General features: G+C 63.1%; 12 protein-coding genes and 2 pseudogenes. 6 read left to right on the forward strand and 8 right to left on the reverse strand.

Features of this window, described 5'->3' with window-relative positions:
- Nucleotides 1–827, reverse strand: an 827-nt coding sequence (locus VKI00_RS02665) for a ferredoxin reductase (RefSeq protein WP_324435129.1), incomplete at its 3' end; no start/stop codon positions are given.
- A 106-nt stretch (nt 828–933) separates the two neighbouring features.
- Nucleotides 934–1503, reverse strand: a complete 570-nt coding sequence (locus VKI00_RS02670; protein ID WP_324435131.1) for an STAS domain-containing protein — start codon at nt 1501–1503, stop codon at nt 934–936.
- A 148-nt stretch (nt 1504–1651) separates the two neighbouring features.
- Between VKI00_RS02670 and VKI00_RS02675 the strand changes: the two genes are divergently transcribed.
- Nucleotides 1652–2230, forward strand: a complete 579-nt coding sequence (locus tag VKI00_RS02675) for a PAS and ANTAR domain-containing protein (protein WP_324435133.1) — start codon at nt 1652–1654, stop codon at nt 2228–2230.
- A gap of 199 nt (nt 2231–2429) precedes the next feature.
- On the opposite strand, the pseudogene VKI00_RS02680 reads toward VKI00_RS02675, so the two are convergent.
- From VKI00_RS02680 to VKI00_RS02705, 6 genes and pseudogenes are all read right to left on the reverse strand, one after another.
- Nucleotides 2430–2660: pseudogene (locus VKI00_RS02680) on the reverse strand (hypothetical protein); the annotation flags it as partial.
- Nucleotides 2657–3517 carry an alpha/beta fold hydrolase gene (locus VKI00_RS02685; RefSeq protein ID WP_324435151.1) on the reverse strand — a complete coding sequence of 287 codons (861 nt, stop codon included), beginning with the start codon at nt 3515–3517 and terminating at the stop codon, nt 2657–2659. The gene VKI00_RS02685 and the pseudogene VKI00_RS02680, both read right to left, overlap by 4 nt.
- Nucleotides 3518–3622: 105 nt before the next feature.
- Nucleotides 3623–4876 (reverse strand): fatty acid desaturase, encoded by a 1254-nt coding sequence (locus tag VKI00_RS02690; protein WP_324435135.1) that lies wholly within the window; start codon nt 4874–4876, stop codon nt 3623–3625.
- A 77-nt stretch (nt 4877–4953) separates the two neighbouring features.
- Complete coding sequence (locus VKI00_RS02695) at nt 4954–5133, reverse strand: DUF6131 family protein (RefSeq protein ID WP_324435137.1); 180 nt, start codon at nt 5131–5133, stop codon at nt 4954–4956.
- A gap of 549 nt (nt 5134–5682) precedes the next feature.
- Nucleotides 5683–6303 carry a hypothetical protein gene (locus VKI00_RS02700; protein WP_324435139.1) on the reverse strand — a complete coding sequence of 207 codons (621 nt, stop codon included), beginning with the start codon at nt 6301–6303 and terminating at the stop codon, nt 5683–5685.
- A gap of 194 nt (nt 6304–6497) precedes the next feature.
- Nucleotides 6498–7301, reverse strand: coding sequence for a GAF and ANTAR domain-containing protein (locus VKI00_RS02705; RefSeq protein ID WP_324435142.1), 804 nt, complete (start codon nt 7299–7301; stop codon nt 6498–6500).
- Between the two features lie 470 nt (nt 7302–7771).
- On the opposite strand from VKI00_RS02705, the gene VKI00_RS02710 reads away from it, so the two are divergent.
- The 5 genes and pseudogenes from VKI00_RS02710 to VKI00_RS02730 all read left to right on the forward strand — a co-directional run.
- On the forward strand, nt 7772–8662 hold the full coding sequence (locus tag VKI00_RS02710; protein WP_324435143.1) for a slipin family protein: 891 nt from the start codon (nt 7772–7774) through the stop codon (nt 8660–8662).
- A gap of 141 nt (nt 8663–8803) precedes the next feature.
- Nucleotides 8804–9863: pseudogene (locus tag VKI00_RS02715) on the forward strand (GAF domain-containing sensor histidine kinase); the annotation flags it as partial.
- A gap of 380 nt (nt 9864–10243) precedes the next feature.
- Nucleotides 10244–12112 carry a pyruvate kinase gene (locus VKI00_RS02720; RefSeq protein ID WP_324435145.1) on the forward strand — a complete coding sequence of 623 codons (1869 nt, stop codon included), beginning with the start codon at nt 10244–10246 and terminating at the stop codon, nt 12110–12112.
- 488 nt (nt 12113–12600) lie between these two features.
- The gene (locus VKI00_RS02725) at nt 12601–13698 is read left to right on the forward strand and encodes a 3-oxoacyl-ACP synthase III family protein (RefSeq protein WP_324435147.1); all 1098 of its coding nucleotides are present in this window, start codon (nt 12601–12603) and stop codon (nt 13696–13698) included.
- Nucleotides 13682–14536, forward strand: an 855-nt coding sequence (locus VKI00_RS02730) for a 3-oxoacyl-[acyl-carrier-protein] synthase III C-terminal domain-containing protein (protein WP_324435150.1), incomplete at its 3' end; no start/stop codon positions are given. The genes VKI00_RS02725 and VKI00_RS02730, both read left to right, overlap by 17 nt.

A 14536-nucleotide genomic window follows, 5' to 3' on the forward strand; every position in this document is an offset into this window, starting at 1 on the left:
GTGTGCAGCTTGTCCCGCATACCCGTTTCCGTCCATACCTTTTCGACGGTGTCGAGCATGGCGGGCGGACCGCACGCCCACGTGGAGCGGTCTTTCCAGTCCGGGACGAGGCCGTCGAGCGCGGTGAAGTCGACCTTGCCCATGTCCGCTGTCAGCTGCAGGTGCAGCCGGTAGTCGGGCTGGGTGCGTTCCAGCGCACGTAACTCGTCGTGGAATATCACGTCGCCGGCGGAGTGCGCCGAATGGATATGCACGATGTCGGGACTCTCGCCACGCTGTCTGAGCGAGCGCAGCATCGCGATCACGGGAGTGATGCCGCTGCCCGCAGTCACGAACAGCAACTTGGCCGGCGCCGGATCAGGTAGAGCGAAATCGCCCCTCGGGGCGGCAAGTCGAACAACCGTGCCGGGCTCGACGCCGTTGACCAGATGTGACGACAAAAAGCCCTCGGGCGTGGCCTTGACGGTGATCGCGATTAACTTCTTGTCGCGCCGAGGGATCGACGTCAGCGAGTAAGACCGCCAGTGCCAGCGCCCACCAACCCGCAGTCCGATGCCGAGGTACTGGCCGGGCTGATAGTCGCCGGAAAAGCCCCATCCGGGTTTGATCGTGACCGTGGCCGAGTCTTCGGTTTCCCTGCGGACATCGACGACGAGGCCACGCAGTTCCCGCGCAGACCACAGCGGATTGAGCAGTTTAAGGTAGTCATCGGGCAGCAGCGGCGTCGTCGCGCGAGCCACCAACCCTCGCAACACATTAACCGTCGGGGTCGACGCGGTCTCGACATTCCTTGCCGGCGCCGAACTCCACAACCTCAGATTTCGCATCTTCGAACCCCGGGGTCAACCACCGACAACGCAGGACCATCGAGCTTGGCGATCGCTGCTGTCAAGGGCCGCTGTTCGTGCCGGACCTGTCGTGTACCGCCGCAGACTAAGCACACCGTGCGTTGGCATCTCGAGGATTGTCCGGGGTCTCTGTGGCTCGCGATGGGCGTGGTGGACGGTGAGGCTGGCCTTGGATGATCGCCATCGCTGCCTCGACGGTGCTTGCGGCGGGTAGCAAACCCTGTGGGTCGCCGATCCGCAGCACCCGGGAGACTGCCTCACTGGGTACTACTGCCCAGCCTATGCCAGGGTGCGCGCAGCAGACGGAGACCCTGTGCAGCGCTGAGAAACCCTCGGTTCCAAAGAAATCCAGGCCGCGCAGATCAATGATCAATCCGCGGCAACCCGTCAGATGCCCCAGGGTGTACTGGGTCAGAGTGTCGGCGTTGGATGCATCGATGTGGCCGCGGACGCTGATGACGGCTACCGATGATCTCAGCCGACGATAGGCTAATCGTGTGGTGTGACTCTCCCATGGCTGGGAGAGAAAGTCGCCGACCGGCGGCATAGAGGGGTTAGGACGAGCATTCATGGTGATCCCCGACATGCGGTTGTCACCGGTGTGTTCGGCGCGAGCTAACGCTCTGTGAGGACAGCGGCGGACGGCTGAACCCATTCCGAACTGGTTGAGAGTCTCAACTCACTTGACGCTCCACCCCGCGGGAGCAATTGTCAAGATCTGTGGATCTTGACAATTGCGGCGCTACTCGACTGATCCGGCAAAGCCGCGCCGGACAGAATCGTCGCATCGAACTATCCCGACTATGCCCGGTGGCGGCCTGAAACTTCGTCGAAGGTTAAACGCCGCTGCGCTCTGGCGAATCTATGCTCACAGACGGACACTTACATATGCGACTTGTGCGCATCCCGACGACCTGGCCCGCGTCAAGAGTCTCCTGCAGCAGTCGGCGGCTCCGTTCAGTAGCCGGCACAGAATCCGCACGACCACCGGAGACATACGCAAGGTGGTAGTCGTGGGCGATCCGGTCAACGATGCGGACGGCCGCATCGTTGCTACCCGCGGGTTTTACATCGACATCACCGAGAGCTTTAACGTCGATCTTCAGCAGTCGATCAGCGACGAGTTACAGGTCATCGTGTCTCACCGAGAGGTCATTGACCAGGCCAAGGGAATGCTGATGCTGATCTACCAGCTAAGCGCCGATGCCGCCTTCGCAGTCCTTAAGTGGCGATCCCAAGAACTCAACGTCAAGCTCTCGACCGTCGCCCAAAAGCTAGTCGCCGAGTTGCCAGACCTACTCAATGCCCACCCGGCGATGCGTGCACCAATCGACCACTACCTGCTGACCCTCACGCCACCCAACACAAGTAACGACCGTTAACCGCACATCACGCGCGTTTGGCCTATCGCTCTCCGGGCAGCTCCGGTTCAAATGACCCACTACCGGGGATCTTGGGGTGCCGCCACAACTAACCGTCGATGGGAGCGACGTGTCGCGAACACCGCGGGCAATGTTTAGTCGGAACGCCATGAGCATGCCGCGCTTTGTCGGACGGTCCTGAACCCCGGCGGGAAGGCCCCATTGCTATTGCGATCGGTAGGGTCAACCGCACCGCGGCCGTGCCCGCGGCGACCAAGACCAGCACGATCGCTTCGGGACCATAGGCAACGCTGGACAATGCGTCCAACGACAACGCGGCAAGACCGCCGGTGGCAGTCAACCGATGCGGATCGCCGCGCAGATGTCGCCGCACCCGACGATCAGCAATCTGATCAGCCGGCCGTTCCCACTGAGTGACTGTTCTGGTCAGGTTTTTCGATTCGTCAGGTCGGCATCCCGCCCTGTGGTGGCGATGAAGTCGTCGAGAATGTCCACCACCGCGGTCGGGGACTCGACATGCGGGAAGTGTCCGACACCGGCGAGCACCTCAAGTCGGCTACTCGGCACGGCGTCGTGGGCGGCGTACCCGTGGGCGACAGGAATGATCCGGTCCTGCTCACCCCAAATCAGCAAGGTGGGTAGTCCATCACTAACATGTATCTTGCCGAGCGCACTGACCGCCTGGCCGCGGTAATCCACCACCGAGCGCAGCGTACGCAGGAACGCCTGCCGTGTCTGCCGATCCGACAGCGAGCAATAGGCGCTCCATATCTCGCCGGCGCGCGGCGACTGAATCCCGGCCGACCTGAGCCACGAGCCCAGCTTGTTGCCGACGTTCAACACCGGTTGCGGCGCGGCCACTGGCAGCACCAGCTCGGTTCCGGGTGCCGAGAGGATCCGCAATATCCAGTTCAGGTCGGGGCCGAGGCCACCGCTGCTGATGAGAACCAGTCGCTGGCAGTAGTCGCGATGTTGGTAGGTGAACTGCATGGCCACACCGCCACCAAGTGACTGACCGACCACAGTCGCCCGGCCGATGCCTAGTTCATCGAGCAGATCACGCAGCAAGGCCGCGAACGCACCCAGCGAATAGTCACCGCGCGGCTTGGTTGATTCACCGTGCCCCAACAGGTCGGGTGCCACCACCCGATACTTCTTCGACAACTCAGGGATGACCGCCCGCCAGGTCGCCGAACTTCCCGCCATGCCATGAATCAGCAGCAGCGCCTCGCCGGCCCCTGCGTCCCGATAGGCAATACGCTCACCGTGCAGATCGAGATAGCTCATCTCGGTCACGTGAACTCGTCTCCATCCAACGCTGTTCTGGCATGCCGGCCCGACTACTAGCCGACTATAACGTAACCTACGGTCCCGTAGGTTACTGACCAGTAATTACGGTCGTCTGCGCTGGTCGCGGCGCCATTGGCGGACCGCCGCGATCGCGGTCTTGAGCCCGCGGCGCTGCCCTGTCGCCAGATCTGTCCCTGCGAAACCGGGCTCCAGCTCGGTGAACATCCGCTCGCTGCGGGTCTCCGGTGCGTCGTCGACGGTGGCGCGCAAGTAGCGGTCCGGCAGCGACAGTTTGGCGATGGTGCGCCACGTCTTGCCGTACTGCATCAGGAACGGACCCGTGGTGTACGGGAGGTCGTATTTGTCGCAGACCTGTCTGACCCGCACCGAGATCTCGTGCAGCCGGTTGCTCGGCAGATCGGGGTAAAGGTGATGCTCGATCTGGTAGCACAGGTTGCCGCTCATGAACCGCATCGCCGGCCCCGCCTCAAAGTTGGCGCTGCCCAGCATCTGGCGCAGATACCACTGACCCCGGGTTTCGCCGATCATGTCGGTCTTGGTGAATTTCTCGGCGCCGTCGGGGAAATGCCCGCAGAAGATCACCGCGTTGGCCCAGATGTTGCGGATCACATTGGCCACCACGTTGGCCTTCAGCGTCGATCTGTAGGTCGCCGCCGGCGACAGCGAGGTAAGCGCCGGGAACGCGACGTAGTCCTTGCCGAGCTGCCTTCCGGCCTTGGCCGAGAATTCGCGGATCTGCAGCAGGGTGGTCTTCCGGTCCGGGCCGCCCTTGAGGATTTTGCCGAAATCGATGGGCTGCAAGCCAATTCCCCACTCGAATCCGAGCGCGAGGATGGTGTTGAACAGCAGGTTGCCGATGTGGGCGGGCACCCACGGCTGGTCACGCGTGACTCGCAGGGTGCTGTAGCCGACGTCGTCGTCCATGCCGAGGATGTTGGTGTACTTGTGGTGCTGAAAGTTGTGGGTGAATCGCCAGTGCTTGGACACGCCGGTCATGTCCCACTCCCACGTCGAGGAGTGGATCTCGGGATCGTTCATCCAGTCCCACTGGCCATGCATGACGTTGTGGCCGATCTCCATGTTCTCGACGATCTTGGCCAGACCGAGGGTCACCGTTCCCGCCCACCATGCCGAGCGTCTTGAGCTCGCGGCCAGCATGAGCCGGCCGGTGAGATCCAAAGCACGTTGCGCGGCGATGGTGCGGCGGATGTAGCGCGCGTCGCGCTCGCCAAGGGAATCCTCGATGTCCAGCCGGATCGCGTCCAGCTCAACGGCCAGGTTGTCGATGTCGGCGTCGGTCAGGTGAGCAAAGGCCGGAACGTCTGTGATCGCCATCGTTTCCTTTCTTTCAGGTTCGTATCAGCCGGCTCGGCCGGCCACTGCTGGCCGAGCCGGGGAGTACATCGGGCCGGTCAGTAGTAGTGGCGGCGGCCGCCGACGGCGTGTCCCATCCGTCCCATCAGCATCAGTACCAGGCCGACGACGAGGAGGATGACCCCGATGACCAAGCAAATATGGGCGTAGGCGAAGGTAGGGACGAGGGCAGGGAGGAGGAGCCCGAGGACGATAAGGAGGATTCCGAGGCCGATCATGACGTTTACCTAGTTTCTGTGGATATGTGGGAGGAGGATGGCCGGGTCAGCGTTGTAAGGTGCTATTTAGTTTGGCCTCAAGCGATTTGGCGTTGCCCAGCCCAATCGGCGCGTCTTTCGTTGCGCAGCCAGGTATTCCCGGTATCATGCTTTCTTGACCGCAAGGCGATAGATTCAGAATGTGCGGCGCGAGCAGATGCTCATCAAGTTCGGCGGCGTACAGCCAAAACTCTTTCCGGACTGGCTGAAGGGCTCAGCAGCAACAACTTTACACCTGTCGGGTACCCCAGGCGAGATTCTGACCTGAGAGATGCCGCTCACTGTCGGCGGCGGTGACCCTCATCGCGATTGAGGCGTGCCGCGCATGTCGGCCGGTTACAGCTCTGGCTGATTGGGCGTTGAGTTGCCACTGGGCTTGTCGTCGGTTCGTGGAGCTCACCTATAGCGAAAACCTTCTGCGCGAAGTGAAGCGGCGCCTATCGGGGGGTGACGCTATATGAGCGGGCACAGTGAGCCACCGCGCAGCGCGGTTTTTACGTGTTCACACACTCAGCCCATGTTGGGCTCTCGATCGGCGCGCTCGCCGTCGGCCGGGTCCTCGACTGTGAGCGTGTCCAGGATGAACTGCGCGGTGGTGTATCGATCGGTACCCGCGCCATCGACTTGGGTGTCCAATTTCGATTGTGCTTGCCGCGGGGTGTAGCCGCGGCCGATGAGTACCCCGATGGCCTGGTTGATGACCGACGCCGCTCGCAGAGATGTCCCGGCGTCCGACCCGGCGGGGACGCTCAGGTGCTGATCGAGCGCGAAGTCGCTGGGCGGACGGCCGGTTAACCACGCGAGGTCGGCAGTGAGGTCGACAAATGTTCCCGGCGTCTCCGCGTAGAGGATGAGGGCAACCGAAGGCGCTGCCCGGCCGTCACCGACACGGGCCAGCAGCGTCAGCCGAAGCGAGGTGCGAATATTGTCAGCCGTGCCGTCCTCGAGGGTGGTGAACGTGAACGGCGGATCACCGCCGTCGACGGTCACGCTCAGACCGAGATAGGTGGGAACCGCCGCTTGGGCGTCGACGCCCAGTTGGTGCAGACTGTGCAGCACATCGTCGCCGGGCTCATCTAGGGCGGCGGTGAGGATGCCCAAATCGGCGGCCAGGGCCGCACTGATCTTCATGACGGGATTGCTCCGCTGGGCGCTCCCGAGCGCGGATCGAGCCTGCCGGTGCCGAACAGGCGAGTCGCCTGCAGGGTGGGGAACGCGCGACGCAAGCCAGGACCCGTCGCGCTGACTGTTTACCCACTCTCCAACCTACGCGCGTCACACCGTGCAGCGGCAGTTCGGCCGCAGGCCAGCCTGGTGGTTCGGGCTCAGATCGGGTTGCGTCGGGCGCGGGCGCGGCGCACGGCTTCATCGACGATGTGTTGGGCCACCTCAGCCAATTTGCGGTGTTCGGTTTGGCTGATCGTCCGCAGCTGAGTGAACGCCTCCTCGGCGCTGCGCCCGCTGCGTCCCCGGATCAGGCCGATCGCCTGATCGATCACCGGGCGCGTCGACAGCGCCTTCTGCAACTGGGCGGTCAGCGCCATCGCGTGCGCGAGGACCTGGGCGTTATGCACCGCCACCGCAGCGGGTTTGGCGAACAGTTCCCCCAGTTCGGCGGCGTGCTCATCGAAGACGTCTTTGCCGTGAGCGTAGACATTGATCGCGCCGATCACCTGATCCGACAGCAGCAGCGGCAGCGACAGCGCACTGTGCACGCCCAAGCGGCCCACTCGGGGACCGAACCGCGGCCACATCTTCTCCCCACCCAACGACCCAGACCGCACCGTGCGCCGCTCCAGTGCCGCAGTAATGCAGGGCCCCTCCTTGAGGGTCACATACTGAATCTCGTCGATCTCGGCGACAAACGGGGCGCTGGCCGCCAACGCCTCCACCATGTTGTCCACCCGGTCGACCTGCAACAAGGTAACCCCGGCACCGTCGGCGCCCGGTATCGCGTGCACCGCGAACGTCGACACCTCAGTCAGCAACTCAGGCAACCCCAGACTGCCCGCCACCAAGCCCGCCAGATCGTCGATCCCAGCCCGCAAGTCGGCGGCATCAGCGGTCGCCTGCTGCGCGCTCAGCGACCCCAACGGTAAGCCGTCGGCGTCCTCGGTGAACTCCGTCATACCTGCGCTCAATAGTTTTGGCGGGGCTGGGAATCGACACCGAAGCCCAGCACCCGCCCATGGCGCAACCGTCACGAGATGGTTGTCAGGATGATCTTACGCCGGCAGCGACAGCGTAGAAGCACACTGTCGCGCACGGGCAGTCCAACGGGTGTAGCGTCAAGGGTGCTGAGAATTTCAGCTGGTCTGGGATGAGTTCAGCCGTCCGCCGCTTGACTCAAGGAGCATTGGCTCCGAACCCTCACACGCCGGTGATCCAATGCACGTCAGGTCACCGTGACCACCTCACTTGTTTCCTGTGCCAACACCGGCATTTCCCTGCCCCGGACCGAACCCATTGATTGTCCATGCCTTCTGGCGTCCCAGATCCCGACATCGGCTGCCTCGCGGACTTCCTCGTGCGCAACAACGGCTTCATCCGCGGCTGAGGGCCAAACCCTAGATTCCTCGATACCTATGAAGGACATGCTGTGAAAGCTTTGATCATCCTGGTTGCGGTGCTCCTCGTTGTCGCCCTGATCGTGTTGTCGTTATCGATCAGAGTGGTGACCCAATACGAGAAGGGTGTGTTGTTCCGCCTCGGCAAGGTGATGGGTGTGAAGGACCCCGGGCTGACCTTGATCATCCCGGTCATCGATCGGCTGTTGAAGGTCTCGCTGCGAATTGTGACGATGCCGATCCAGTCCCAGGGCATCATCACCCGCGACAACGTCAGCGTCGACATTTCGGCGGTCGCCTACTTTCGGGTTGTCGACCCGGTGAAGTCGGTGATCGCCATCGAGAACGTCCACGCCGCGATCAACCAGATCGCGCAGACCACGCTGCGCAATGTCGTCGGCCAGCACACCCTTGACCAGGCGCTGTCGGAGACCGACGCCATCAACGCCGATATCCGAAAGATCCTCGACGTCGCAACACTCGAATGGGGTGTCGAAGTGACACTGGTCGAGCTCAAAGACATCCAGTTGCCCGACAGTATGAAGCGCGCGATGGCTCGGCAAGCCGAGGCCGAGCGCGAGAAACGAGCCAAAATTATTGCGGCGGAAGGCGAATCAATGGCCGCGGCCGCGTTGGGTGAGGCGTCGGACACGATGATGGCCCACCCGTTGGCTTTGCAACTGCGCAACCTGCAAACGCTTGTCGAGCTCGGGGTGGAGAAGAACACCACCATCGTGTTCCCGGCGCCGCTAATGAGTGCGATCGGTGAACTGGGCACCTTCCTCGCCAGAGAAAGTGTTGCCGCCGCGCCACCCCAACCGGTCACCACCGCGAATGGGGCCGACACGTCGACGCAACCCGGGCCGCCGCCCGCAAACGGCCTGGTTGCCGGACTTGACATCAAGGCCGCTGGAACCCCATGACGGTCTGTCCTTCCCGGCCGCTACCACCGTCACGTCACATGGGAACGAGCGGGCTGCGCCCTGTCCCGGTTCGAACCGGGTAGTGCGAGTCGACCAAGGGAGCATCACAATGACGACCCGGACCCTCGAACCAGAACTGGAACCGCACTACTCTCCGGCACCGATGCCCGCAACGGTATATCGGCCCATCGCCCAACAAGCGCTGAAGCTGACGGGTGCAGAGATCACACTGGTCGCCGTCGCAGTCAACCGCGACCTACCCACGTCGGAGGTGGCCGATCTGATGATCGTGGAAACCGCCGGTGCTGCAATGACCTCGGCGTCGGCCCATGCCATCCCCGTCGCCGGTACTCCGATCGGGCAGGCCTTCGTGGAGCGGACCCCTCGACGACTCAACAAGTTCGACATTGCCATCGACGGCGTCCAACATGCCGGCCCAGCGCTGCTGCTTCCGCTGCGCACCACCGATACCGTGGCCGGGGTGTTGGTCGCGCTGCGACATGACGGCGCCCGGACGTTCTGCGACGAGCAACTCGACATGATGGCCGCATTCACCGAGCAGGCGGCGCTCGCCTGGCAGCTCGGGTCAACTCAGCGCGACATGCGTGAACTCGACATTCTCGCTGATCGCGACAGGATCGCCCACGACCTGCACCACCACGTGATCCAGCAGATCTTCGCGGTCGAACTGGCTCTGCAGGGGACCATTCCGCGGGCGCGATCAATTGAGGTGCAGCAGAGACTCTTCGGCAGCATTGATGATCTTCAAGGCGTCATTCAGGAGATCCGCACCGCAATTTTCGACCTGCACGGCGCACCGCCGCACATCACCCGGCTGCGACAGCGGCTCGACGACGCAGTCGCGCAGTTCTGCGGATCCGAAGTGCGCACCACGGTTCAATTCGTGGGCCCCTTGTCGGTTGTCGATGCTGCACTCGCCGATCACGCCGAAGCCGTTGTGCGCGAAGCGGTCAGCAACGCCGTCCGCCATGCTGGCGCGACCACACTTGCGGTGACGGTCAGGGTCGAGGACGACTTGTGCATCGAGGTTATCGACAACGGTCGAGGCGTCGCCGGCGGCATCACCGGAAGTGGCTTGACCAGCTTGCATCACCGCGCGCAGCAGACCGGCGGCGCGTTGAGCATCGCGGATGCTCCCGGCGGAGGCACCGTGCTGCGCTGGTCAGCACCGCTGCCCTGATCAGCATGCCCCTTCACTGATAGCGACCAATCGGGCCACCGCACGTTCAATACCGTCAGCAAGCTCGTCGACATCGGGTACCGCGTCATAGTCGGCTTCGGGCCGAGTAGCAAGGACAAGGTCCTCGCATCTTGAGCTATCGCCGCGAACTGGGCCCTCTTCTCGGGGATCAGGGACCAATTCCCCTAGGGCCGTTGTCGGGATCTCCGTAACGTCGAGCTGGACAAGGACAGGACGCCATCGGAGTCGGCGCAGCCTCCTATTGGCGAGGTCACCACGCACGCCACCGTCGCGACCGCTGGGGAGTCTCACAGCTATCGCCCCTCAATAGCTACCGTCCGTCGCCAGACGTTGGCGCTATCGAATACTTTGGAGCGCCGGTGCCGAATACGCAGATCGACGTTGAACTCACGAGCCGGCAGTTGAGCCAGTTGCGTGACGACGTGGACGACCTCTTGGCGCGATTGGCCACAGCTGAATCACTGTGGTCCGGGTGGCTCGCCGGTGTGGCGACCCAGAATCGATCGAGTGCCCGAAACATGTTGCACTATTGGGCAATTCGACAATGCGATCTACGCGACCTGCAGGCCCGGCTCACTGCATACGGGCTGTCCTCATTGGGTCGCAGCGAGCCCCATGTCGAGGCCACCTTGCTCTTGGTGAGGTCGGCGATCTGTGCCATGCTCGGTGACATCTGGCAACAGCCTGCGTTAACCGGTGCCAGCGTCGAGGACGGCGCCGAACTGCTCCGCCACCGAACACAGCAGCTGCTGGGCCCAGAGCCGGTCGATCGCGTGACCCTCATCATGGTCACACTGCCCTCCTCGGCTGCGACCGACCCCGACTTGGTTCGCGAGTTGGTGGAACGCGGCGCGAACATCGCACGCATCAACTGTGCACACGACGATGCGAAGGCATGGCGCTCCATGGCACGGCATGTCAGGCATGCGGCCGAAGCGACCGGCCGAACCTGCTTGGTCGCTATGGACCTTGCGGGACCGAAGCTGCGGACTGGACCACTTGAACCCGGGCCGCGCATCGTGAAACTCCAGCCATGCAGGAACGCGCTTGGGCAGGAAACCGCCCCGGCGCGGGCATGGCTGACTGCGGCGGAAGACCCGACTGAACCACCCGAAGCCGGCATGGTTTCGCTACCGGTGTCCGGGCAATGGCTCAGCCGCCGCCACGCCGACGACGTCCTGCGTCTGCACGACACCCGCGGCTCGAAACGCAGGCTGGTGCTGAAAGCCGTTGGCCAGACGCCAGGCGCCCCCAGCGGATTCGTTGCGACTGTCGGCAAAACAACCTACCTCGCAACCGGAACCGAGCTTCACGTCCACGGCATCGAGGATTCGACACGCCTCGGAGAACTTCCGCGAACCGAACAGAGCCTTGTCCTACATCGCGGAGACATTCTCGAACTGACCAGAGATTGCTCGCCGGCACCGGTGGCCGCCGAGGGTGTTCCGCGCATTGGATGCACGCTGCCCGAGATATTCGATCATGCTCACATTGGGCAGAAGGTGCACCTCGATGACGGTCGGATCAGCGGCGAGGTAGTCGGCGTCGGTGCTGGCGTGCTGAGGTTACGGATCGACCACGCGGCAGACGCGGGGTCGCGTCTGCGCGCCGGCAAGGGAGTCAATGTGCCCGACGCCAACCTCCCGATCTCCGCCCTGACCGAGAGGGACCTATCTGACCTGTCAACGGTCGTCGAGCTGGCCGATTTGGTCGAGATGTCCTTCGTACGAGACCCTTCCGATGTCGAGCAGTTACTCGACGCGTTGAGCCGTCTCGGCGGCGACTCAATGGGAATCGTGCTGAAAATTGAGACCCGGCAAGCATTCGAACATCTTCCGCAACTGCTGCTTACGGCGATGCGGCATCCGCGCGTCGGTGTGATGATCGCTCGGGGGGACCTTGCCGTCGAGTGCGGATACGAACGCCTCGCCGAGTTGCAGGAAGAGATTCTGTGGCTGTGCGAGGCGGCGCACCTGCCCGTGATCTGGGCCACCCAAGTACTCGAACAGCTCACCAAGACAGGGAATCCCTCGCGCGCAGAGATCAGCGATGCGGCAATGAGCGAACAGGCCGAATGCGCGATGCTCAACAAAGGGCCGTATATCAACGACGCCGTCGTCGTCCTCGACAGCATCCTTCGGCGAATGACGGATCACCACTACAAGAAGAACGCACTGCTGGGGTCCCTGCACTCGTGGTACCCCGGCTCGCACCATGACCAGCCGTGAAGAGCGTCGAAAGCAAAGGTAGCGCGATGAAGAGGTAGGCGAACACGCGAAGTGGGCCGCCCCCGCCGAGACGTAGCCGTCCTGACCCGCCCATATTGCGCCCTCGATGAGCTGGTGCACCGCGGAAACTGTTGGCAATAAGGCGAACAGCAGCTCGCGTCGATGTTTCAATCGCGTAGCGATGACGCAGCGATGGGTAGCAGCGCGATAACAGCCAGCAGGTCAGACGTCAGTGAGAAACACATTTATTGGGACTGTTGCACCGTTTGCCCATTGCGGGTTCACCCACGTTTCGCCGACGGTTGCGCTCCTGTGTCGGTCACTTCGCTAGCTTCCACCACCGACTCCCCGGTCCGGAGGGCCCTAAGTCACCGATCTATCTGCCGGATGTCATCACGTGGTGAAGTTCAATTGCTCCTCATTAAGGTCCAAATGCTCTGGTAGCCGCTGCCGTCGCGACCCATCCTATGAAGGCGAAGGAGGGACGAATGCCCAAGCATTGGTTGGTGATGGAGGGTGCCGGACCCTCGGCGCGGTTTCGCACCCGACTGGCCGGAGCAGGGCGGCATCTGCCTACCACTGTGCTCACGACGAACGAATTGATGGCGACCACCCGTCATCACACGCACATTGATCTGGAACGCCTGACCGGCATCTATGAACGTCGCGTCTCGATCGGAGACGATGACTCATACAGTCTCGCGACCTCGGCGGCACTGGACTGCCTGGACAAGGCACAACAGCAGGCCGCGTCGCTCGATGTGGTGATCAGTTGCAGTATCACGAAGTTTCGCGGCGGCCTGACGCAGTGGGTAGAGCCGACGATGAGCAGTGCCGTTGCCCGGGCGATCGGGGCTGACAAAGCAATGACCTTCGACCTGTCCAACGCCTGTGCCGGAATGCTGACCGGTGTCACGGTGCTCAACAATTGGATCCGGCAGGGAACCGTCGAGCGCGGGTTGGTGGTCAGCGGCGAGTACATCTCGCAGCTCGGCCAGAATGCGGCCCGGCACATCCACAACATCATGAGCAAGGAACTCGCCTGCCTGACACTGGGCGACGCGGGAGCGGCACTTCTGCTCGAACGTGCCACCCCCGGGTCTGGCGGCATCAGCCTTGCCGGATTCACCACGGTTGCCGACTACAGCCGGCTGTGCCTTGCCTACCCGAAGGGGCATGATCCCGGTGCCCGGATGTTTACCGATTCTCGCGGGATCCAGCGGGCAGCCATCGCCAACACGCCGCTCTTACTGCACGAAGTCCTCGAAGCAGCCGGCATCTCGATACACGACATCGATCACGTGATCACGCATCAGACCTCGGCCCGCGCGATACGCAAGGGGATGGCCGCGATGTCCGATTCATTCGGTGACAGTCCACAGCACGACGCCGTGATCACCGTCGATCGGTACGGAAACACGGCGTCGACGACCCACACCGTGGCCCTGGTGGAAGAACTCGAAGCCGGGCGGATCCGGCCGGGCGAAACCATCGCCTTGATTGCTCTGGCATCAGGTCTGGAGATCGGCGTCGTTCTCCTCACCGTGGACGAGGATTTGGTGGGCCGCTATGGGCACTGTGATTGAACGCCTCGACGTCACCCGAGGTGGTTGGCGCACCCGTCATAGCGCACTGCATCTGGCGGTCGCGGCGGCCAAGACCTGTCTGCAACGAGCGGGCCGAGAGCCCGACGACGTGGACCTTCTGATCAATACCGGCATCTACCGCGACAAGAATCTCGCGGAGCCGGCCCTCGCGGCGCTCATCCAGGAGGACGTCGGGGCCAACCCTGAGGACCCACATGACGACGCTCACGGCACGTTCTCGTTCGACATAGCGAACGGAACGTGCGGAGTCCTCACGGCGCTGCAGATCGTCGACGGATTTCTGCGGTCACACACCATCAATTGCGCCCTGGTCGTCACGAGTGACGCCGACCCGGGGCGCGGGATGAGCGAGCACTTTCCGTTCTCCCCCGTCGGGGCGGCACTGTTGTGCGACTGGAGCGAAGACGACTTCGGACTCGGCCGTGTGCACTGGGTGAACATCCCCGACGACGGTGAAAACTTCCGCGCCACTGTAGGACTCGAAGACGCGCGCAATGTGCTTCGATTCAGTGGATCGGCCGCGATGGACGAGCAATTCGCCGAGGCTGGCGCCCAAGTCGCCCAAAGCTGCCTTCAGGACGCCTCGCTCGGCCTTTCCGACGTTGACATCATCGTCGCCTCGCCGGCCCGACATGGCTATCGCGCGGCACTGGCCGCCCAGCTCGCAGTACCGGTTGAACGGATCACCGTCGCCGACGACGAGAGCATGCATACCGCCTCGCTGGTGGCGGCACTCCGTAGTGCGACCGAAGAACTCCCGCCAGGCGCCCGCGTTCTGCTCATTGCCGCCGGCGCGGGAGTCACCGCGGGTGCCGCT

Origin of the sequence: Mycobacterium sp. (assembly GCF_035314665.1) — a bacterium.
Taxonomy (GTDB): domain Bacteria; phylum Actinomycetota; class Actinomycetes; order Mycobacteriales; family Mycobacteriaceae; genus Mycobacterium.